Origin of the sequence: Faecalibacillus sp. TM498 (genome assembly GCF_020589955.1) — a bacterium.
In the GTDB taxonomy this organism is placed as follows: Bacteria; Bacillota_I; Bacilli_A; order Erysipelotrichales; family Coprobacillaceae; genus Faecalibacillus; species Faecalibacillus intestinalis.
Genome location: NZ_JAJDKB010000003.1, coordinates 43,489 through 63,984, shown reverse-complemented (window position 1 = coordinate 63,984; position 20,496 = coordinate 43,489). Strand labels below are relative to the sequence as shown.

Annotated in this window: 18 protein-coding genes; 1 reads left to right on the top strand and 17 read right to left on the bottom strand. The window is 28.9% G+C overall.

What is annotated here, in order from left to right; genetic code table 11:
• Positions 1-6: 6 nt before the first annotated feature.
• The 6 genes from ylxM to LJD32_RS01875 are packed head-to-tail and all read right to left on the bottom strand — an operon-like array spanning position 7 to position 6,929.
• Complete coding sequence (gene ylxM / locus LJD32_RS01900; protein ID WP_022001509.1) at positions 7-336, bottom strand: YlxM family DNA-binding protein; 330 nt, start codon at positions 334-336, stop codon at positions 7-9.
• Positions 336-1,322: a signal recognition particle-docking protein FtsY gene (gene ftsY, locus LJD32_RS01895; protein ID WP_032090103.1), complete on the bottom strand. Its 987-nt coding sequence runs from the start codon at positions 1,320-1,322 to the stop codon at positions 336-338. The genes ylxM and ftsY overlap by 1 nt, the downstream gene beginning before the upstream one ends.
• Positions 1,323-4,283 carry a chromosome segregation protein SMC gene (locus LJD32_RS01890; protein WP_227391645.1) on the bottom strand — a complete coding sequence of 987 codons (2,961 nt, stop codon included), beginning with the start codon at positions 4,281-4,283 and terminating at the stop codon, positions 1,323-1,325.
• 17 nt (positions 4,284-4,300) lie between these two features.
• Positions 4,301-4,873, bottom strand: a complete 573-nt coding sequence (locus LJD32_RS01885; RefSeq protein ID WP_032090105.1) for a xanthine phosphoribosyltransferase — start codon at positions 4,871-4,873, stop codon at positions 4,301-4,303.
• Positions 4,874-4,883: 10 nt separating this feature from the next.
• On the bottom strand, positions 4,884-6,257 hold the full coding sequence (locus LJD32_RS01880; RefSeq protein WP_032090106.1) for a sensor histidine kinase: 1,374 nt from the start codon (positions 6,255-6,257) through the stop codon (positions 4,884-4,886).
• The gene (locus LJD32_RS01875) at positions 6,258-6,929 is read right to left on the bottom strand and encodes a response regulator transcription factor (RefSeq protein WP_032090107.1); all 672 of its coding nucleotides are present in this window, start codon (positions 6,927-6,929) and stop codon (positions 6,258-6,260) included.
• A 149-nt stretch (positions 6,930-7,078) separates the two neighbouring features.
• On the opposite strand from LJD32_RS01875, the gene LJD32_RS01870 reads away from it, so the two are divergent.
• On the top strand, positions 7,079-8,332 hold the full coding sequence (locus LJD32_RS01870) for an aminotransferase class I/II-fold pyridoxal phosphate-dependent enzyme (protein ID WP_032090108.1): 1,254 nt from the start codon (positions 7,079-7,081) through the stop codon (positions 8,330-8,332).
• Positions 8,333-8,371: 39 nt separating this feature from the next.
• On the opposite strand, the gene LJD32_RS01865 is transcribed toward LJD32_RS01870, so the two are convergent.
• From LJD32_RS01865 to LJD32_RS01815, 11 genes are all read right to left on the bottom strand, one after another.
• Positions 8,372-9,118: an SDR family NAD(P)-dependent oxidoreductase gene (locus tag LJD32_RS01865; RefSeq protein ID WP_227391644.1), complete on the bottom strand. Its 747-nt coding sequence runs from the start codon at positions 9,116-9,118 to the stop codon at positions 8,372-8,374.
• A gap of 17 nt (positions 9,119-9,135) precedes the next feature.
• Positions 9,136-9,693, bottom strand: a complete 558-nt coding sequence (efp, locus tag LJD32_RS01860; protein WP_022001501.1) for an elongation factor P — start codon at positions 9,691-9,693, stop codon at positions 9,136-9,138.
• A gap of 120 nt (positions 9,694-9,813) precedes the next feature.
• Positions 9,814-11,040, bottom strand: a complete 1,227-nt coding sequence (gene pnuC, locus LJD32_RS01855; RefSeq protein ID WP_227391643.1) for a nicotinamide riboside transporter PnuC — start codon at positions 11,038-11,040, stop codon at positions 9,814-9,816.
• A gap of 139 nt (positions 11,041-11,179) precedes the next feature.
• Complete coding sequence (locus tag LJD32_RS01850; protein ID WP_032090111.1) at positions 11,180-12,829, bottom strand: CPBP family intramembrane glutamic endopeptidase; 1,650 nt, start codon at positions 12,827-12,829, stop codon at positions 11,180-11,182.
• On the bottom strand, positions 12,822-13,754 hold the full coding sequence (locus LJD32_RS01845; protein WP_227391642.1) for a DHH family phosphoesterase: 933 nt from the start codon (positions 13,752-13,754) through the stop codon (positions 12,822-12,824). Before LJD32_RS01845 ends, LJD32_RS01850 begins: the two co-directional genes overlap by 8 nt.
• Positions 13,755-13,815: 61 nt before the next feature.
• Complete coding sequence (locus tag LJD32_RS01840; RefSeq protein WP_227403794.1) at positions 13,816-15,015, bottom strand: acetate/propionate family kinase; 1,200 nt, start codon at positions 15,013-15,015, stop codon at positions 13,816-13,818.
• A gap of 150 nt (positions 15,016-15,165) precedes the next feature.
• Positions 15,166-15,378, bottom strand: coding sequence for an alpha/beta-type small acid-soluble spore protein (locus LJD32_RS01835; protein ID WP_022001496.1), 213 nt, complete (start codon positions 15,376-15,378; stop codon positions 15,166-15,168).
• 59 nt (positions 15,379-15,437) lie between these two features.
• Positions 15,438-16,634, bottom strand: coding sequence for a tRNA uracil 4-sulfurtransferase ThiI (thiI, locus tag LJD32_RS01830; protein ID WP_119363426.1), 1,197 nt, complete (start codon positions 16,632-16,634; stop codon positions 15,438-15,440).
• A 3-nt stretch (positions 16,635-16,637) separates the two neighbouring features.
• Positions 16,638-17,771: a cysteine desulfurase family protein gene (locus tag LJD32_RS01825; protein WP_227391641.1), complete on the bottom strand. Its 1,134-nt coding sequence runs from the start codon at positions 17,769-17,771 to the stop codon at positions 16,638-16,640.
• A 63-nt stretch (positions 17,772-17,834) separates the two neighbouring features.
• Positions 17,835-19,577: a septation ring formation regulator EzrA gene (locus tag LJD32_RS01820; protein WP_227391640.1), complete on the bottom strand. Its 1,743-nt coding sequence runs from the start codon at positions 19,575-19,577 to the stop codon at positions 17,835-17,837.
• Between the two features lie 67 nt (positions 19,578-19,644).
• Complete coding sequence (locus tag LJD32_RS01815) at positions 19,645-20,478, bottom strand: DMT family transporter (RefSeq protein ID WP_227391639.1); 834 nt, start codon at positions 20,476-20,478, stop codon at positions 19,645-19,647.
• Positions 20,479-20,496: the final 18 nt, after the last annotated feature.

Sequence of the window (20,496 nt, the reverse complement as noted above, 5' to 3'; positions counted from 1 at the left end):
TACCTCCTATAAATCTCTTAACATTTGTAAATGTTCATCAATATTTTTATGTTCTTCTTTTATATCTTTTTCTAAATCATCTATAATTTCAAGTCTTTTTTGATGTTTTTCTAATAAATTTAATTTTTCTTCATAATTTTCTAAATGTAAACAAGCTTTTTTTAAATTGTCAAAAACTGCATTTTTAGAAACATTTTTAATCAAAGATATCTCTGACAAAGACAAATCCTCATGATAATACAAATCTAAATACTCTCTTTGTTTTTCAGTTAATAAATCTTCATATAAATCCATCAAAAGATTTACTCTTTGCTTTTTTTCTAAACTATTTTCCATTATGCTTCCTCAACTAACCCTTTACATAATCCATAAATATATTGTTCTAAGTCAAATTCTTGTAAATCATCAACTTGTTCACCTAAACCAATAAATTTTACAGGAATATTTAATTGATCTTTAATAGATAAAACAATTCCACCTTTAGCAGTACCATCCATTTTTGTAAGAACAATCCCTGTAATATCAGTAATCTTAGAAAATTCAATAGCTTGTGAAACACCATTTTGTCCTGTTGTTGCATCTACAACAAGAAGTGTTTCATGTGGTCCTTCAGGAACAACACGCTTAATAATTCGATTCATTTTTTCCAATTCGTTCATTAAATTCACTTTATTTTGTAAACGACCTGCTGTATCACAAATTAAAACATCCGCTCCTGTTTCTTTAGCTTTATTTAAAGCATCAAAAACAACGGCCGAAGGATCTCCTCCTTCTTTTCCTTTAACGATATCCACACCAACTCTTTCTGCCCAAACTGCCAACTGATCAATTGCTCCTGCTCTAAATGTATCACCCGCAGCAACAACGACTTTTTTACCTTCATCATGAACAATACGATGAGCAAGTTTCCCAATCGTTGTTGTTTTTCCAGCACCATTGACACCAACCATTAAAATAACAGTTAACCCTTCTGCTGCGTAATTGATTTTAGTTGACATAACACTTTCATTAGCATAAATAACGAACATTTTATCAACAATAATATCATTAATTTCTCTTGGATCAGTTATATTTCTGATTCTTACTTCTGTTTTAATTTCAGATACAATCTTCATGACCATCGAAACACCAACATCAGCCATAATTAAAATATTTTCTAATTCTTCAAAATACTCATCATTGATTTCTCTAAATCGGGCAGCTAATTCATTAATACGATCTGAAAATGTTTCAGAAGATTTATCTAAACCAACAACATATTTTTCATTTTGCTTAGTTGACTTTCCAACTAATTTTTCTTTTATTTGTGTAAAAAATCCCATCTAAATACCTCCCTTACGATTTTCATTAGAAAAATCTATTGCCTCTTCAAGTTTGACACTTACAAGTTTTGTAACACCTTTTTGTTGCATCGTCGCACCATATAACAAATCACATTCTTCCATCGTTCCCTCACGATGTGTTACTACAATAAATTGTGTTTGTTTAGAAAATTCTCTTAAGAATTTTGCAAATCTTTCAACATTAGCCATATCCAATGCTGCTTCAACTTCATCTAAGATACACATTGGCACAGGTCTTACTTTTAAAATAGCAAATAAACATGAAATTGCAATCAACGCTTTTTCTCCACCAGAAAATAATGTAATATTCGACACAGCTTTTCCTGGTGGTTGCACATCTATATCAATTCCCGTTTCTAAAATATTATCTGGATCAGTATATTTGATTTGTGCTCTTCCCCCACCAAATAATTCTCTAAAAACATTATTAAATTCTTTATTGATCTTTTCAAATGTTGTTGAAAATTTCTCAATCATAATTTGATCCATTTCATCAATTGCCTGTACTATTTTATCCTGAGCTTGTATTAAGTCAAGTCGTTGACTATTCATATTTTCGTAACGCGATGAAACTTCTTTATATTCTTCGATAGCATCAATATTAACATGACCAAGTGCTACTATTTCATTTCTAAGTGTAGCAACCTCTCCTCTAGCAAATTCAATATCTACTTCATCATGATAATTTTCACTTGCATACTCATAAGTCATGGAATATTCATTAGATAATCGACTTAAATAATTATTTAATGATCCTTCATATTTAGTAGATAAAATAGCTTTTTCATTAATTTGTCCTTGAATGTCTTTAAGCATCTTTCTTAAATCTTTCAATTTTGATTCTAATTGCTCATTTTCATTAACATAGGACATTCTTAATTCTCTTTTTGATTTTATTTTTTCTGTTAATTCATCTCGATGCTTGATGGCTTCATTTAATTGTAAAACAAGTTGATTATCAATTTTACCACTTTTAAACTCATCCAATTCAACGCTTTGATGCGATAAACTTTCATATTCACCTTTAGCAACTACAAGTTCTTCCTTTTTTCCTTGAACAACAACTTCTAACTTAGCATATGACATTTGTTTTTGTAGAAGTGTATGTGCCAATTCTTTAGCATCGTTTTCAAGTTTAAGTAATTCATTCTTTTCACGTACAAGTTTTTGTTCTAATTCATCCAATTTTTCTTTAACTTTTTCTAGTTCTCTTTTTTGAAGAATGGATGATTGTTGACGATTAACTGTTCCACCTGTAAGTGAACCTCCAACATTGACAATATTTCCATCCAAAGTAACAACTTTATATCGAGCATATGTTGCCTTTGATATTTCATAAGCATGATCAATATCATCAGCTAAAATAACATTTCCCAATTGATTCAAAATAACATTATCTATATTTTTAGAACTTGAAACAAAATCACTTAATACACCTAAATAACCTTCTAAAGCTGGACATAAAATAGCATGTTCTTCTCTTAAAGAACGTGGTTCCATATCCGCTAAAGGTAAAAAAGTAGCACGTCCTGCCTTATTATCTTTTAAAAACTTAATTGCTAATCTAGCTTGTAAATTATCTTTCGTAACAATAAATTGCAAAGCACTTCCTAAAGCAACAGAAACCGCTAAATCATACTTCGAATCATTTTCTAGTAAATCTCCAAAAACACCAATAATATCCGGATTATCATGAGCAAGTTCCATAATAGCCTTGACACCATGATGATAATTGGATTTATTTTCTACTAAATCCACTAATATTTCTTGTCTATTTTTATTTTTCGTAATTTCTTGATTAAGATTATTGATAGATTGATGTTTATGATTGATTTTGGATGTTAAAACCGTTTGTTCTTGAGATAAATCTTCAAGAGATTTTTCTGTTGTTTTTAATCGTTCAACACGGTCATTATATTCTTCAATCAAATCCGTCAAAATAGCTTTTAAGTTATCTAATTTCTTCTTTATATCACCATTGTTTTGAGACTGTAAAGCATGTTTTCTTTTTTGATCAACCTCTATTTTACTTGTTTCTAGTCTTGAAACTTCAGACATCGATTCTAATAATTGACTTTGTAGAGAGTTTATTTCATTATCTAAAACAAACATTTTCTTTTTTATCTCATCATCAGCACTTTCTTTTAATAAAATTTCTGCATCTAATGAACTGTGTCGTTCATTAAGGTCTTTTAATTGTAAAGATAGCGTATCTAGTTGATGTTTTAATTCCGAAACTTCATGAACAAGTACATTTACTTCGATTGAAGTAAGTTTTTCCTTCAACGTTAAAAATACTTCTGCTTTTTCTTTTTGTTTTTTTAATGGTGCTATTTGTTTTTCTAATTCATAAACAATATCTTTTATACGATTTAAATTATCCGTTGTTCTCTCTAATTTTCTAATAGCCTCAATTTTTCTTTTTTTATATTTAGAAACTCCTGCAGCTTCTTCAAAAATAGCTCGTCTTTCTTCAGGACGACTATCAGCAAAATTAGAAATATTTCCTTGAGAAATAATAGAAAGCGAATCTCTTCCAAGTCCCGTATCTAAAAGCAGATCTGTAATATCTTTTAAACGACATTGTTGCCGATTTAAAAGATATTCAGCCTCATTTCCTTGTCGATAAAGACGTCTAGTAATTTCAACTTCATTATAGTCATAATTGAGCATACGATCACTATTATCAAATATTAAAGTAACTTCAGCTAAATTTTGTGCCTGACGATCTTGAGAACCAGCAAAAATAACATCTGCCATATTACTTCCACGTAAAGATTTTACAGATTGCTCACCTAATACCCATCTAACTGCATCCGAAATATTAGATTTTCCACATCCATTAGGCCCTACAATTCCTGTTATTCCCGGCTGAAATTCTATATTAACTTTATCTGCAAATGATTTAAATCCATGTAATTCTATTTTTTTTAAATACATAGATGCTCCTTTCTAGCCTATTTGAAAACTATTTTACCATTTTCAAACGATTCAATAATCGCAAGCGATTCTACTCTATAACCTAAATCAACTAATTTTTGATGTCCTTTTTGAAATCCTTTTTCAATAATAATACCGCATCCAACAATATGTGCTTTTGCTTGATTACACATATCGACTAATCCAAGCATTGCATTTCCATCAGCTAAGAAATCATCTACAAGTATCACATTTTCATTTTCATTTAAATATTTCTTTTTAACGCAAGCAATATATCTTGTTCCTTTAGTATATGAATATACTTCACTTGTATATAAATCATCATTAACTGTTTTAGATGTTCCTTTTTTAGCAAAAACAACAGGAATATCATTTAATTCATAGCTAAGTGCTAATCCCAGTGCAATTCCTGATGCTTCAATTGTTAAAATCTTATCGATTTTTTCCCCCGCAAATCTTCTTTTAATTTCTTTAGCAATTGATCTATAAGTTTTTGGATCAATTTGATGATTAATAAAACTATCTACTTTTAAAATATCTGGTTCAATAATTTCTCCATCACTTAAAATCTTTTCTTTTAATTCTAACATACTAATCCCCTTACCTTTTCAATCTTTCAATTAATTTTTGTTTTTCAATTGGCAGTCTTACAATAAAATTTGTACCCACATCTACTTGAGATAAAATATCTATCTTCCCATGATGTAAATCAACAATAGATTTTACAATTGCCAAGCCGAGTCCATTTCCTTCAACGTTTCTTGCTTTATCTTCTCTATAAAATCTTTCAAAAATATGAGAAACGACTTCTTTAGACATTCCAATACCCGTGTCTTCTATAGAAATTTCTATATCTTTAGAATTTTTTTTCATCGTAATTGTAATGAGTCCACCTTCATTTGTATACTTTATAGCATTTGAAATAATATTGGTCCAAACTTGTTCTAAACGTTGTTCGTCTCCTTCTATAAATATTTCTTTTTTAGGCATCTCAAAGACAATTTCTATATTTTTTTCCATTGCTTGATTTTCTTGAGTAGAAATAACTCGATTCATTTGTTCAACTAATGAATAATTTGTTAACTCTAATTCAATCTCTTCTCTATCAAGCAAGGTCAATTGTAACATATTTTTTGCTAGAGAAGATAATCTTTTACTATTATATAAAATAATATTCGCATATTTTACTCTTTGTTCTTTTGGCAAGTCTTCTTCTTTTAAAATATTGGCAAATCCTTGAATAGACGTCAATGGTGTTTGAAATTCATGAGAAATATCTGAAATAAACTTTTGCCTTGTTTCATCTTGTTTTGCAAGTTGCCTCGCCATTTGATTAAATCCTTGATTTAATTTAGAAATTTCATCTTGTCCAACATTATCAACACGAACATTATAATTCCCATTACTCAGTTCTTTGATTGCATTTGTTAAACGTGTTAAAGGTTTAACAATAATATCGGCAATTACTAAAAAGACAATGCTTCCTGTTAAAAAAACACACCCCAAAATCAAAATTGCTGAATTAGCAATTGCACTTTTTTGACCACTGGTATCTTTTTGAACATAGATATAATACTCTTGCCCATTGATCATATTCTTTGTACCATACGCTAACACTTCATTATGATGCTTAAAGGAAAGCTCATTGTTTGTACTTTTAAACATTGCCATCATCTGTTCAGGTGTTGGATTATATTTTTTGTTTCCATAAGCAACATAGCCTTCACTGCTTGAATAACATGTTATGGCCATTTCACTACTTTTTGCATATAAATCAATAATATCATCCCTATTTTCAATATTAATATTTGAAATCACTTTAGAAACATAATCATTTGTTGTAATCAAATCTTCTTCTACTGTGGATTCAATTTGTTGGTCATTTAATCTTAAAGATACAAAACCTGCTACTGAAAAGGAAGCTACGATTGTAATAAAAAAGCCAAAAATCAATTTTGAATAAATAGATTTCATCTACTCTACCTCAACTTTGTATCCTAATCCTCTAACTGTTACAACATTAAAACCTGGTAAATGCCCGATATTTTCTCTAATTCTTTTAATATGGACATCTACTGTACGATCAAACCCATCGTAATCCATACCCCAAATCTTTTCAATCAACTGTTCCCTTGAAAAAATTTGGTTAGGATGTTTAGCAAGTTCAAATAATAATTCAAATTGTTTTAGTGGCAAATGAATACATTCATCTTTATATCTGATTTCATATTTATCCCCATCCAATTCAACTTCATTTAAACGTACAATATGCGATGTATTAATATCATATCTTTTCATAATTGCTTTAACTCTAGCCATTAATTCATTAGGATCAAAAGGTTTAACAACATAGTCATCAACCCCTGAAGAAAAGCCACGTAACTTATCCTTGCTTTCCCCCTTGGCAGTAAGCATAATACAAGGAACATCTTTAAATTCTTTCATACTTTCAACAAGTTCAAAGCCATCCATTTTAGGCATCATGACATCGATAATTCCTAAATCAATATATTCATTTTCAAAAATGGTCAATGCTTCTTCACCATTGGCCGCTTCAATCACTTCATAGCCTTCTTTATTTAAATAAAATTTAAGCAACTCTCTAATATCTTGTTCATCATCAACAACTAAAATCCTTGGTTTCATCTTATACACCTCAATTCAATTCAAAATTATATCATAAAACAATAAAATAATACAATCTACTAGGATTTACTTTCTAAGAAGTTTGTCGATAAAGATACACAAAAAAAATATTTATTGTATAATATATCAGGATTAAAGGAGATGTAAAAATGATATTAGAAAAAATAGACCAAGATTTATTAGCTTTAGCTAAACAATCAGATAATGATTTAAAAGACATTTATGCCCAAGTAGATGAACTTTGCCTTGTTAATTCAAATAAAGTTTTATCTGCTTTTATAGAAAATCAAGTTTCTTATAGTGATTTTACCGATATTAATGGTTATGGTAACTATGATGAAGGAAGAGATAAACTAGAAAGAATTTTTGCTTCTATTTTAGGATGTGAAGATGCTTTAGTAAGACCTCAAATCATGTCAGGAACAAATGCATTATATTTAACTCTTTCTGCTTTATTAAAACATGGTGATACCATGATTTCTATAAGTGGTGAACCTTATGATTCTTTACAAGAAATGATTGGTATAAGTGGTGATTCAAATCAATCATTAAAAGCCTATGGTGTAAATTACGAACAAATCGATTTAATTGATAATGAATTTGATGAAGAAAGTATTGTTGAAAGACTCCAACAAAAAAATGTAAAACTTGTTGAAATTCAACGTTCTCGTGGATATAGTCAACGTTTATCACTTACAATCGATAAAATAGAATCAATTATTCATAAAATTAGAGAAGTTAATCAAGAAGTCATCATTATGGTTGATAACTGTTATGGTGAACTTGTAGAAACAAAAGAACCTGGAGATATTGGCGCTGACATTGTTGTAGGATCATTAATGAAAAACTTAGGTGGTGGAATTGCTCCAACAGGTGGTTATGTTGCCGGTAAAAAAGATTTAGTTTACGAAGTCGCACAAAGACTTACTGCCCCTGGTATTGGTAAAGACTTAGGCGCTAACTTTAATCTTAACAATGCTTTCTTTAAAGGTGTGTTCATGGCTCCTAATGCTGTAAAAAATGCTTTAAAAACAGCTATTTTTACTTCATACATGTTAGAAAAATTAGGATATGAACATGTATCACCACGTTATAACGAAAAAAGAACAGACCTTATCCAAACATTAGATTTACATAGTAAGGAAAAATTAGTGAATTTCACTCAAGGAATCCAATCATCAAGTCCAATTGATTCCTTTGTACGTGTTCTTCCTGCCCCAATGCCTGGTTATCCTTTTGATGAAGTTATGGCTAGTGGAAGTTTTACTCAAGGAAGTACTATTGAATTAAGTGCGGATGCCCCTGTAAAAGAACCTTATACTTTATATATGCAAGGTGGTTTATCAATCGAATATGGTAAGCTTTCTATTTTACTTGCCTTAACGCAAATGAAAAACAAATAAAAAAAAGACTCAATTGTTGATTCAACAATTGAGTCTTTTTTACATACTTCCTATTTGTCCACCATCAATTCGAATAATCGAATTATTGATAAAATTAGCTTCATCACTAATCAAAAACTTCACTAAATAAGCCACTTCTTCAGGTTTGCCATAGCGTTTAACCATAATTTTTTCTTGTTCTTCTTTTAAAAATTCTTCATCATAGCCATCAAGTTCATTTTCTGTACCAATAAATCCTGGAGCAATACAATTTACATGAATATAGGGTCCAAACTCAAACGCCAAATTGTGTGTTAAAGAAATAAGCGCCGCTTTAGAAGCATCATAATCAATACACATAGGATAATATGTATTCATGCCATTTGTCGAGGAGATATTGATAATACGTCCATAGTCTTGTTTAAGCATATGTGCTGAAACACTTTTACTACAATTATAAGCCCCCACAACATTAACATCTAAAGTCTTTCTAAATTCATCCGCCGTTTTTAAATGAAACAAATTAGACAAATCAATTCCTGCATTATTGATTAAAATATCAACACCACCTAATCGTTCATCAATTTCTTGAATCATTTTTTCAACTTGATCTTCTTTAGAAACATCTGCTTTTAAAGCCAAACAACGTACACGATATTGTTGAATAATATGTTCTTTTAAACATTCTGCTTCTTGATTTGACGTTAAATAATTAATAACAATATCATATTGATTCTTCGCTAACTCTAAAGCAATGGCTCTACCAATACCTTTGGCCCCACCTGTAATTAATACAACTTTACCCATGATAAAAAAGAGCTTTATTAAGCTCTTCCTGCGTATTTTCCATCAGCTGAAAAAACAACGATTTTTTCACCTTGTTCAATAAATTGAGGAACTCTAAGAGTTAAACCTGTTTCAGTTTTAGCGTCTTTTGTTTGGTTAGATGGTGCCCCTTTGATAGCTGGATCTGTTTCTACAATAGTTAATTCTACTTTTTCAGAAACAGAAACGTTTAATAATAATCCTTCAAAGAATACTAAATAAACTTCAGTTCCTTCGACAATAAAGTATTTATTATAACCAACTTGTTCTTCAGATAATTCATATGTATCATATGTTTCCATATCCATGAAGTAGAAAGTATTGTCTGCTTCATAAGAAAATTGAGCTGCTTTTTTAGAAATATTAGCTTGATCAAATTTAGTTGAAGCATTGAAGTTCTTTTCTTGAATAGCTCCTGTTTTCAAGTTTCTCATTTTAGTTTTTAAAATAGCTGCTCCTTTACCAGGTTTAACATGTTGGAAATCCAACACTTGGCAAGGATCACCATCAATAATTAAAGTTAATCCTGTTCTAAAATCTCCTGCACTAATTGCCATACATTATCTCTCCTATTAATAATTTTTTACACATCCTATTGTAACAGTTTCAATCAACATTCTCAAGTACTCCTGAAAAACTCTTAGTACTTTGAAAATATTTTATTTTAAATTAATTTTTTAAAACAAAGATACTTTTTCTTTATTTTGATGTTCTTTGATATATCTACTCCATTTAATATATCCATAAGTTGTATTTGTAAAATAACCCAGTTTTAAAGGAAGTAAAACATATTGTCCTGACATTATGTTAATAACTGCTTCTAAAAATGCACATATATACCAAGCAATCCATTGTTCTCTTAATCTAAAGAAAATAAAGAGACCGTTGGCGATTCCAACTGCTGATGCACAAGCGTCAATATAAATAATAGCTGTTTCTAATGTTTTATTGTTATAAAAATCAGTAGCGATATCTAAACCACTAATAAAATAACCTACAACAACTGTCCAAACAATAATACCAATAATAACTAAAACTTCTTGATATCCTTTTAATTTTCTTACCATTGTAAGTTCATCTTCTTCATCATCGCGATGTTTAGACCAGTTAATATAACTAATAATATCAATAGGTAACCAGAAAAATAAAGTTGTTGCCATTGTTGCAAAACGATACATTAAAACAACACAAGAAACAATTTCCACAATTTCTACCAAGACAGAAACCAAGAAATTATACCTTGATTGTTTAGATATCAGTAGTTCACATAAAATATTTAAGAATGTATCTAATAAATAAAGAATCATAATGATAATACCGTTTACACCATTGGCACTATCTTCTGGGAATAACACAGATAAAATCGTAGCTAACACCATAATTGAGATAAACCATGATTTTTCATATGTTGTAAATTGTTTAGAGAATAACATCATAATCGCAACAGATAACATTAAAATAAATGTTGCACTCGCTAAATTGAAAACAGATAATGTTTCTTCTGCCATCATTTCTTTATAAGTATGACTTGCTTCTTGACGACTTACATCTTTATGATCAAAATAAAGATTTTGTCCATTTTCTGTTTTGAATTCATATGCTTTGATTGAATTTTTATTTAATTTAACATAATCTTCATAATCATAAGATACCACAAGTTTTTGATTACCTTTTCGATAAATGACATCACAAACTTTGTTATCCGAATCATAATCTTCTTCATCTTTATCTCTATCCATCATGACAGATTGAACATATTGCAGATCTCCTACGTCTTTATGAATTTGCATCAAACCATAAAAAACTGAACCAATTGAAGTAAAAACAAGTAAACATAAAACAATTATTTCAAATGTTCTTAGTTTTTTATTAGATTCGATATTTTTTTTGAAAAATTGAATCATTATTTAAACCTCTCCCTTATCTTAAAATGCTTTATCATTATAATAAATATTTATAAAAAATACACTCTTTTTTTTCTATTTATTATAATTATTTCATAAAATTACAAAAAATAGGAATAACTCGTATTCCTATTTTAAATTATTTAGCTTTAAATTGACTAATAACCACACTTTGATGTTCATTCGAAATAAATTGAATTTCAACTTCATCGCCAGCTTGTACAAGCGGTAACGAATTAGAAAGGGACAGATCCGCAATATAAATATGATCATCACCCTCTAGTTTAAAATAATAGACACTATTGCCTTCTTTAACAGCACTATTAATTGAAGAAATTTTGCCAGTTAAAGTATTTTCTTCAAATTCTTCATGACTTTTACCATTTTGAGATAAAACCTCATAATAAGCTTTTTCAGCCTCAGATACACTACTTCCTGTTGCTACAATTTGATAATTTTTAACACTGACAAAAGCATACATCTTAACAAGATTACTACTATCTTTTAAAGAAAGGAAATAAGTAGGCTCTCCTCCTGCATTGACTAAAATTGGAAATGTTGCTTTATATTTTAAGTTTTGTACCTTTCCTTCTGCCGAAGACATTGCTGAATATTCTTCTGCTCCAGAAATATGATAATATTTGCCTTCTTTTGTACGTAAATTAATTAATGCAAATCCAACATTACTTGCATCTTTAGAAACACTTGTAAGACCTGTGTACAAATAAACATCATCATCAATAACAATATAATTATATCCATCCGTTGATTGTAACACACCTTTTTGTGAGAAAACAGAATTAATATAACCATGTGTATATTTTCCATAATTTTCTAACTGTTGAATAACTAACTCTGCTGGATAAACACGATCTACCCAATTAGGAATATCTTTAATATCATAATATTTATGCTTACCATCAACAGCATTTACTAAAACTGCTCCTACAATATCTTTTCCACCAAAGGGACCTATTTTATATTCAAATACAGGAGCAATCCAATAAGGAATACCTTCATCGTTAATTTCAAAAGCTAATTCTTCAAACATTTTCGTAGGATAATTCATCCTTAAATGACGATTAATATTTCTACCAAAATGTTCAGATTTTGAATATTTCATGCCTTCTTTCAATTCAACAACTTCAGATTCTTGACTTACCATATTCACTTTAACATAAGCTGGTAAGCCTTCTTTTCGATTTGTTATCCATTTAATTAAATCACTATATTCTAATGGTGTAACTCGATAAGGAGTATCTTGATAATTAATTTGTTCATAAGATTCATCTACTTCAAACTGTGAAACATAATCTATCATTTGTCCCATTTTTCGATCACCTAGTTTAATAGCACTTTCACGATCTACAACAGGAATTGATTGATAAGAAATCGTCTCATTATCTTTATAAAAATCAGCTTTTTTATTTAATTGTAATTGATTTTGATATGTTTTTGCATGAAAAATAGGCAAACTATATACCGAACCAACACCTATATAAACAAATAAGGCAACGACTACAAACATTAAATATTTAGATGTTTTATCAAATGTACCTAATAATATCGCATGTAAAATAACAAAGATAACAATTAAAAAAATCAAATGGAAAATAAATGTTTGAGATTGATAATGAATTGGTAGTAATAAAACATACTCTCCTATAATACCTAAAAGACAAATGACAATCAATGGAATTAAATAGCTCCATTTTTTAGTTGTTTGTATTTTAGATGAAGAAAAATGTCTTTTTATTTCGTCAATGATACTTTGTATAAAATCATTCATTTATTCTCTCCTTGATATCATTTAATAATAAAGGTAATTCATCTAAAGATAAAAGTGTTGCCCCCGAAGCAAACGCATGTCCGCCACCTCGATATTTATTCGCAATTTTATTAACAGGAATATGTCTCGATCTCATTGAAACACGCCAATTATGATCTTTTGTATTTTCTGTTATAGCTAACCATACTTTATATTCATCAACTGAACTTAATAAATTAACAAAATCAGAGCCTCTTTCTCTTGAAATATTTAAATGTTTTAAATCTTCATCTTTTAAAACATAGTAAGCAACACCCTCATCTTCAATATAATGATTTAGGATAAAAGCATTCACTTTTAAATCTTTCACATGTTTCATATACATTCTTTCATAAAGTGCTTGCATATCAAAATCATAATTATATAAATACATTGCCGCTTCAAAAGTACGCTCATCAGTAGCTGAATACATAAATCTATTTGTATCCCCTATAATTCCCATATAAAGAGCCGCAGCTCCAAAGCTTGAAAGTTTTACACGTTTATTTTTTAAAAACAAAGCCACTATTTGACTACATGAAGAAGCTGTACTATCTTCTAAATTTAAATTTCCATAAGAATCAACAACAATATGGTGATCAATTTTTATAATTTCTTTACATAAACTAATATTACCATCAATTCTTTCTTGATTAGCTGTATCTAAAACAATTCCTAAAGTTGGTTTTTCAAAATTCGGTTCATTTATTTCTCCATTAAATTGATATTTAGCCACTAAATCAGAAGAAAAATCACCTGCAAAATAGACTTCTTTATTTTCAAAAGTATTTTGAATTAAATCATACATTCCAAATTGACTCCCAAAAGCATCATAATCCGGATTAACATGACGATATAAACAAATACATTCATATTCTTCTATTTTATTTAAAATCTTTTCTATCATAATTTTCACCCTATTTTATAATAACATACCTTAGACAAAGAAAAAACCTGTTTGCACAGGTTTATAAATCTAACAAACGAACTGTATCTCTTGCAATCATGACTTCTTCATTTGTTGGAATGACCATCACTTTAATTTGAGAATACTGATGTGAAATCACACGATTTTCATCACTTCTAATGCTGTTGAGCTCTTCATCTAAGAAAACACCAAATGCTCTTGAGACATTGTCAATAATTAAACGTCTTAAATAAGCAGCGTTTTCACCAACTCCCGCTGTAAAGCAAATAGCGTCACAACCACCTAATTCAGCGTAATATTGTCCAATATATTTTGAAACAATACGTGCATATAATAAACCAGTTAATAAAGCACGTTCATTTCCTTCGTTAAATAAGGCATTTTCAATATCTCTAGAATCAGAAGAAATGCCTGAAATTCCTAACATTCCAGATTTTTTATTATAGATTTCTAAAACTTCATCTGCTGTTTTATTTAATTTTTTACATAAATAAGGCATAACTGAAGGATCAACATCTCCAGAACGTGTTCCCATCATTACACCTGCAAGTGGTGTAAATCCCATAGATGTATCAATACATTTACCATCTTGAACAGCTGAAACACTTGCTCCATTTCCTAAATGACAAACGATAATTCTTGATTCTTTAGGATTTCCTAACATTTCAATAGCTTGTTGAGAAACATATTTATGACTTGTCCCATGTGCTCCATATTTTCTTACTTTTAAATCTGTATAATATTCAAGTGGTAAAGGATATAAATATCTTTCTTTATCTAATGTTTGATGGAATGCCGTATCAAAAACAAAAACATATCCTACATGATCAGGCAAAGCTTCTTTAAATGCTTTATAACCAATGATATTTGCTGGATTATGTAAAGGAGCTAACTCTGCTAAATCTGCAACTTTTTTTACTGCTTCTTCGTCAACGACTACAGAATCATCAAAATCTTCTCCTCCATGTACAACACGATGTCCCACTGCATCTATTTCTTCCAAACTTTCAACAATATGATGATCAACAAGAGCATTTAATAACAAGTCAACTGCCACTTGATGATCAGGAATTGGTGTTTGTGTTTGTATTTTTTCTCCATTTACTTTAATTACAAAATTTCCAACTTCTTGTCCAATTCTTTCAACTAATCCCAAAGTGATAACTTCTTCACTTGGCATATTGATCAATTGGAATTTTAAAGAGGAACTTCCTGCGTTTACCGCCATTACTTTTACCATAATTTACCTCCTAGCAATATAACTATATTGTACATAATTTAGTACACAAAAACAATATTTCTAAGTGAAATTATCTAAAAAATGTAAGCTCTTTCAATGCTCGTAAAAAAAGAATAGTCCTCTTTTATTAAGAAAACTATTCTCATATTACTATTTGTTATTATATGAAGAACGAGACATTTGTTCTTGTCCCATTTTAACTAATCTTTTAGTAATTTCTCCACCAACAGAGCCATTCGCTCTAGCAGTTGTATCAGGACCTAAATTAACACCAAATTCATTTGCAATTTCATATTTCATTTGGTCGATCGCATTTTGAGCTCCTGGTACAACTAATCTATTGCTATTATTACTTTGTGCCATGTTGTGTCACCTCCTGACACTTTTATTTTGCATCAGGAATAAAAAACTATACGCTTTTTTTAAAAAATATCTTCATCATTTTTATAATTTGCATCAACAACAATTGTTTCAACATTTTCTACACATTCATTAACATATGTTTCATAATCAAAAGTTACTTCAAAAGCTTCAGCCTTATAACTTTTTGGTTTTGTAGCAGGTGCTTTAGGTGTGAAAATTGTACAACAATCCTCATGTGGTCTAATAGAAATATCATAAGTATCTATTTTTTGAGCAATATCAATAATTTCTAATTTATCAAGACATAACACAGGTCTTAATACCGGAATTGAAATAACTTGATTGATTACATTCATACTATCTAATGTTTGTGAAGCCACTTGTCCAATACTTTCACCGTTAACAAGTGCTAAACAATGATTTTTTATAGCAAGTTTTTCTCCAATACGATACATCATTCTACGCATAACTGTCATGGCATAACTTTCATCACAATGATCATAAACTGCAAGTTGTAATTTTGTAAAATTAACAACATGAACTGTAATTTGACCATGTGTATAATGTCTTAATTTATCTACTAAATCAAAAACTTTTTCTCTAGCAAATTCATTTGTGTATGGTGGCGCTGCAAAGTGAACACATTCAATATCGACACCACGTTTTAAAGTTAAGTATCCTGCTACAGGAGAATCAATTCCACCCGATAACATTAACAATGCCTTTCCACCAATACCAACAGGATATCCACCTGCACCTTTGATAATATTTGTCATAACGTAAATAGCGTCATGTCTAATCTCAACTGTAACCAACATTTCTGGATGATGAACATCTACTTTTAACTGTCTATCTACATGATGAAAAACATGTCCTGCAATTTCTCTATTAATGTCTTGTGACTTTTTAGGAAATGTTTTATCACTACGTTTTGTGTTGATTTTAAATGTTGTTTTGGTATCTTCGTTGATCATTTTAGCAATTGCATCTTTAACAACATCTAGATCTTTTTCAAATTTATAGGCATTTGAAAAAGAATGAATACCAAAAACTGTTTTTAATTTTTCATTGACTAACAAATGATTTGCACCATTTAGATAAATGTATAAACGATCATATTGTAATTGATATTGTAATTGTGGAAATTCAAAAAGAATTTCTTTTGTGTTTTTTAATAATTTTTGTGTAAATAATTTTCTATTTTTACCTTTTGTTGTAAGTTCTCCAAAACGAACGACAATATAATTTGCTTCCATATCTTACCTCTGTTTTTTTATTGAATCTAATACTTCTTTCAAACAATAAATAAATTTATCAATTTCTTCTTCTTTTGTCAAATCACTTATACTTACTCTCAAAGCACTTTTTGCAACTTCATCAGGCAAATGCAATTGTTGCATCACCCTAGAAACATCACTTGTTTTAGAACTACACGCACTTCTTGTAGAAATAAGAATATCTTTTTCCTCCAAAGCATGCAAAATAACTTCTGGTTTATAACCAATACATGAAAAATTAACAATATGACTTGACACTTTACCCCCAGTGTTAATAATAACATCTGGAATTGTCTGTAATTCTTTTATTAAATATTTACTTAATTTCGAAACATATTTTTCTTTTTGATCAAAATTTTCTAATGCTAATCTTAAAGTTTTAGCAAGAACAATATACGTACAAGCATTACTAGTTCCTCCACGTAAACCAAACTCTTGCTGTCCTCCATTAATAAGTGGTACTAAAGTAGTAGATTTTCTTTTAAAAAGCAATCCGCTCCCCTTTAAACCATTTATTTTATGTGCAGAAAACGATGCACAGTCGATACCTTTTAAATCTATCTTTATCTTACCTAAAGCTTGCACCATATCAACATGAAACTTAACAAGCGGATGATCTTTGAGTACATTTTTTATTTCCTCAATGGGTTGAATAGATCCAACTTCATTATTAATACACATGACACTCACTAAAATCGTATCATTTCGAAGACTTTTCTTTAAATCATCAATTTGAATATGTCCCGTATGATCAACAGGTAAATAAGTTACTTCAAATCCAAATACTTCTTCTAATTCTTTACATGTTTCATACACTGAAGAATGTTCTATCGAAGTTGTGATAATATGTTTCCCTCTATTTTGATATTGAAAAGCAATTCCTTTAATAGCCATATTGTTTGCTTCACTTCCACAACTTGTAAAAATCATTTCTTCTTCATCAACATCTAACATTTTAGCAAGTAAACCTCTCGATTTTTCTAATAAGCGATTCACTTCAATTCCTTGGCTATAAATACTATCAGCATTATAAAAATATTTTTCTAACAATTGTGTATATGTTTTTAAAACATCCTTATTATAAGGTGTTGTCGCAGCATAATCTAGATATACCATATTTCCCTCCATATTTTATTTTTATTCAATTTTCGATAACATATGACCCTCATGAAAAAAGTCCTATTCAGCCTTAGGACTTTTTTTATTAACCAACATTTCATAAGAATCCGGTTTTATTTTTTCAATAATATCAACAGCTGTTGATAATGCTTTAGTATATTCCCCATTTCTATAAAGTAATTCCGCTTTTGTAAGCTCTGTATTAACTTCTAAAAATGAAGAACGATATCTATTTCCAAAAACAATTGCATCCTCTACCATTTCAGCAGTAACAATCAAATTATGCACATTATCATACAATTTATAAATAACATCTCTTGCAGCATCTACTTGAAGTGATAAACTCTTTAAATCAATTGGTCTTTTTCTAATAAAATTTAAGATGGAATCTGCTTTTTGATAAGAGTCATCAATATAATCTTGATAAGATTCACTAATCATTGGTAAATGTTTATTTCTAATTTCAGATTTAATTTCTAATAAAACAATATTAATATTGTCTAACTCATCCAAAGCTCTCTTTTCTTGAATACGTAATGTTTCTGCTAATTCAATATGTTTAATCAAAGAATCATTATATGGTTTACTTTGTTCAACAATTCTTGAAAAATCATCAATCATTTCTATATAAGAAAAATCCTTAGTTTCAATAATCTTTGTAATTTCCGCTAAATCATCAACAATTGATTGAAATTGATTATAATCATCTTCTATTGTAATCGTATAATCATCTAAAATATAGTTTTTTTCTAACTCATGAATACTTTCTTTAGCCTCTAAAAGTCCACTTTCTATCTTATTAACGAATTTATAACATTCATTTCGTTTTTCTTCGTAGAGTGCATATGCATTCTTTTCTTTTTCAAAATCAGAATACAATAGATTTAACTCATCCGTCATGACTTCTATATTTTGTCCAACGTTTTCCAATTTTAAATTCTTTATATTTTTTTCTGTCTCGTGTAAATCATTATCAATCTTAGAAATACGGATCGTAGCATTCATTCTTTCAACAGAAAAATCTTTTTCTTGCATATCTTGCATAATTGACTTTAGTTCATTTAAGCGTTTTGGTAAATATTGACGAACAACAGAAATATATGTAGGTAAATCACTTAACTGTTGATCTAAAGCATCGATATATTTTGAAATATCTTCTGTATATGTCTTAGCTTCTTCAAATTGTTGATTATTCATATAATTTTCTAATTCAACAAAGCGTTCATCAATATCATGAAATACATCTTGTACTTTAGGAACGTAGTCCTCAACTTTAAAACGAATCTGTGCATAGTTATCATTTGTAGCACGATATTTTTCTTTAACTTTGATAATTTCTAATCTTTGAATATTTTCAATTTCTGTAATAACTTCTATATCTTTTAAAAGTTGTTTTGATTCCTTTGCATAATGAATCACTTTTTCCTCTAAAGAGTTCATCTTTTTTTGAACACCTCGTAATTTTCGATAATAAAGTGCTTCATCAATATCATTAACAAGCGGAATGATTTCATCATTTTGAAGATCTGTTAATTCAGCAAATTTTGCATCATAAGTTTCATATTTTTCTTGCAATTCTGGCATATTTTTAGCAATTCCTTTTACCCTTCCTAGTCGATATTGAATAGGTAAGGATTTAATTGCATTCATTTTATTTTCTAAATCAACAATTTCATTACGATAATGTTTTAATTTTAACAAGCGATATGTCAAAATAATCAATATCAAAACTAAAATACTTACCGAAATAATAATAATTGTTTTCATTCCTAATACATTTATAATTTCATTCAAATATTTCATGTTAACAACCTCTTTTAATCACATTTCTACATATAAGTATATCATGAAGTCATATACTTGTCTAAATCTAATTTTCTTTCTTTGAGATAAAATAAAACGAAGCTGTAAAAATCACTAGAAATCCAATTAAAACAAAAAAATCAAATTTTTCTTTTAATAAAATCAAAGAGAAAAAATAGGTAAAAGCAGGACTAAATGCCATAAAAAAACTTGTTTTTAAAGGACCTATTGAATGAATTGATAAAAAATAAACACATTGAATATAGGCATATCCAATTCCAGAAGTTAAAATAAATAACCATAAAGAAAAAGTGTTTACTGTTTTAAATAAATCATTCTTTTGAAACAACAAAATAACAATAAATTCAAAAAAAGCTATTAATAACATATATAAGTTATAAATGAATGGATTATGTGTAATATCTTTTAATCGATAATTACCAAAATTGTAAATAAACAATGCCGTTATTAAAAAAAAGATTCCCTTTCCTATATTAAAAAGTCGAAAATGAATGGCTATTAAAAATCCTAAAAAACTTATCATAAATGAGATCAGAATTTTCCAATTCCATTTGCACAAAGAAACAGATACAATAAACATCATAACTGGTGCTAAACAATTAATCGTTGCTGTCATCGTCCCTTCTACATATTGCATACCATAATATGTCAACAAAAAATTAATAACATTAATTAAATTTGTTTGCACTATTAATTTTTTTATAGATACTTTTTCAAAAGAAATTTTTTTATAATAAATATAAAACAGCAACGCTAATACAGAAAAAAGTATCTTTAACATTGCTAAAAAAAGAGGATGAAAAGAATCATAATTTAATTTTGTAACAATCACATTTAATCCCCATATTAAATTTGCTAGAAATAAATGAATATAAAGCAATTTTCTTCACCTCTTATA

Bases quoted from the DNA above. Each gene is read 5' to 3' on its own strand.
- ylxM (WP_022001509.1), bottom strand. From the start codon at position 336: ATGGAAAATAGTTTAGAAAAAAAGCAAAGAGTAAATCTTTTGATGGAT.
- ftsY (WP_032090103.1), bottom strand. From the start codon at position 1,322: ATGGGATTTTTTACACAAATAAAAGAAAAATTAGTTGGAAAGTCAACT.
- LJD32_RS01890 (WP_227391645.1), bottom strand. From the start codon at position 4,283: ATGTATTTAAAAAAAATAGAATTACATGGATTTAAATCATTTGCAGAT.
- LJD32_RS01885 (WP_032090105.1), bottom strand. From the start codon at position 4,873: ATGTTAGAATTAAAAGAAAAGATTTTAAGTGATGGAGAAATTATTGAA.
- LJD32_RS01880 (WP_032090106.1), bottom strand. From the start codon at position 6,257: ATGAAATCTATTTATTCAAAATTGATTTTTGGCTTTTTTATTACAATC.
- LJD32_RS01875 (WP_032090107.1), bottom strand. From the start codon at position 6,929: ATGAAACCAAGGATTTTAGTTGTTGATGATGAACAAGATATTAGAGAG.
- LJD32_RS01870 (WP_032090108.1), top strand. From the start codon at position 7,079: ATGATATTAGAAAAAATAGACCAAGATTTATTAGCTTTAGCTAAACAA.
- LJD32_RS01865 (WP_227391644.1), bottom strand. From the start codon at position 9,118: ATGGGTAAAGTTGTATTAATTACAGGTGGGGCCAAAGGTATTGGTAGA.
- efp (WP_022001501.1), bottom strand. From the start codon at position 9,693: ATGGCAATTAGTGCAGGAGATTTTAGAACAGGATTAACTTTAATTATT.
- pnuC (WP_227391643.1), bottom strand. From the start codon at position 11,040: ATGATTCAATTTTTCAAAAAAAATATCGAATCTAATAAAAAACTAAGA.
- LJD32_RS01850 (WP_032090111.1), bottom strand. From the start codon at position 12,829: ATGAATGATTTTATACAAAGTATCATTGACGAAATAAAAAGACATTTT.
- LJD32_RS01845 (WP_227391642.1), bottom strand. From the start codon at position 13,754: ATGATAGAAAAGATTTTAAATAAAATAGAAGAATATGAATGTATTTGT.
- LJD32_RS01840 (WP_227403794.1), bottom strand. From the start codon at position 15,015: ATGGTAAAAGTAATGGCGGTAAACGCAGGAAGTTCCTCTTTAAAATTC.
- LJD32_RS01835 (WP_022001496.1), bottom strand. From the start codon at position 15,378: ATGGCACAAAGTAATAATAGCAATAGATTAGTTGTACCAGGAGCTCAA.
- thiI (WP_119363426.1), bottom strand. From the start codon at position 16,634: ATGGAAGCAAATTATATTGTCGTTCGTTTTGGAGAACTTACAACAAAA.
- LJD32_RS01825 (WP_227391641.1), bottom strand. From the start codon at position 17,771: ATGGTATATCTAGATTATGCTGCGACAACACCTTATAATAAGGATGTT.
- LJD32_RS01820 (WP_227391640.1), bottom strand. From the start codon at position 19,577: ATGAAATATTTGAATGAAATTATAAATGTATTAGGAATGAAAACAATT.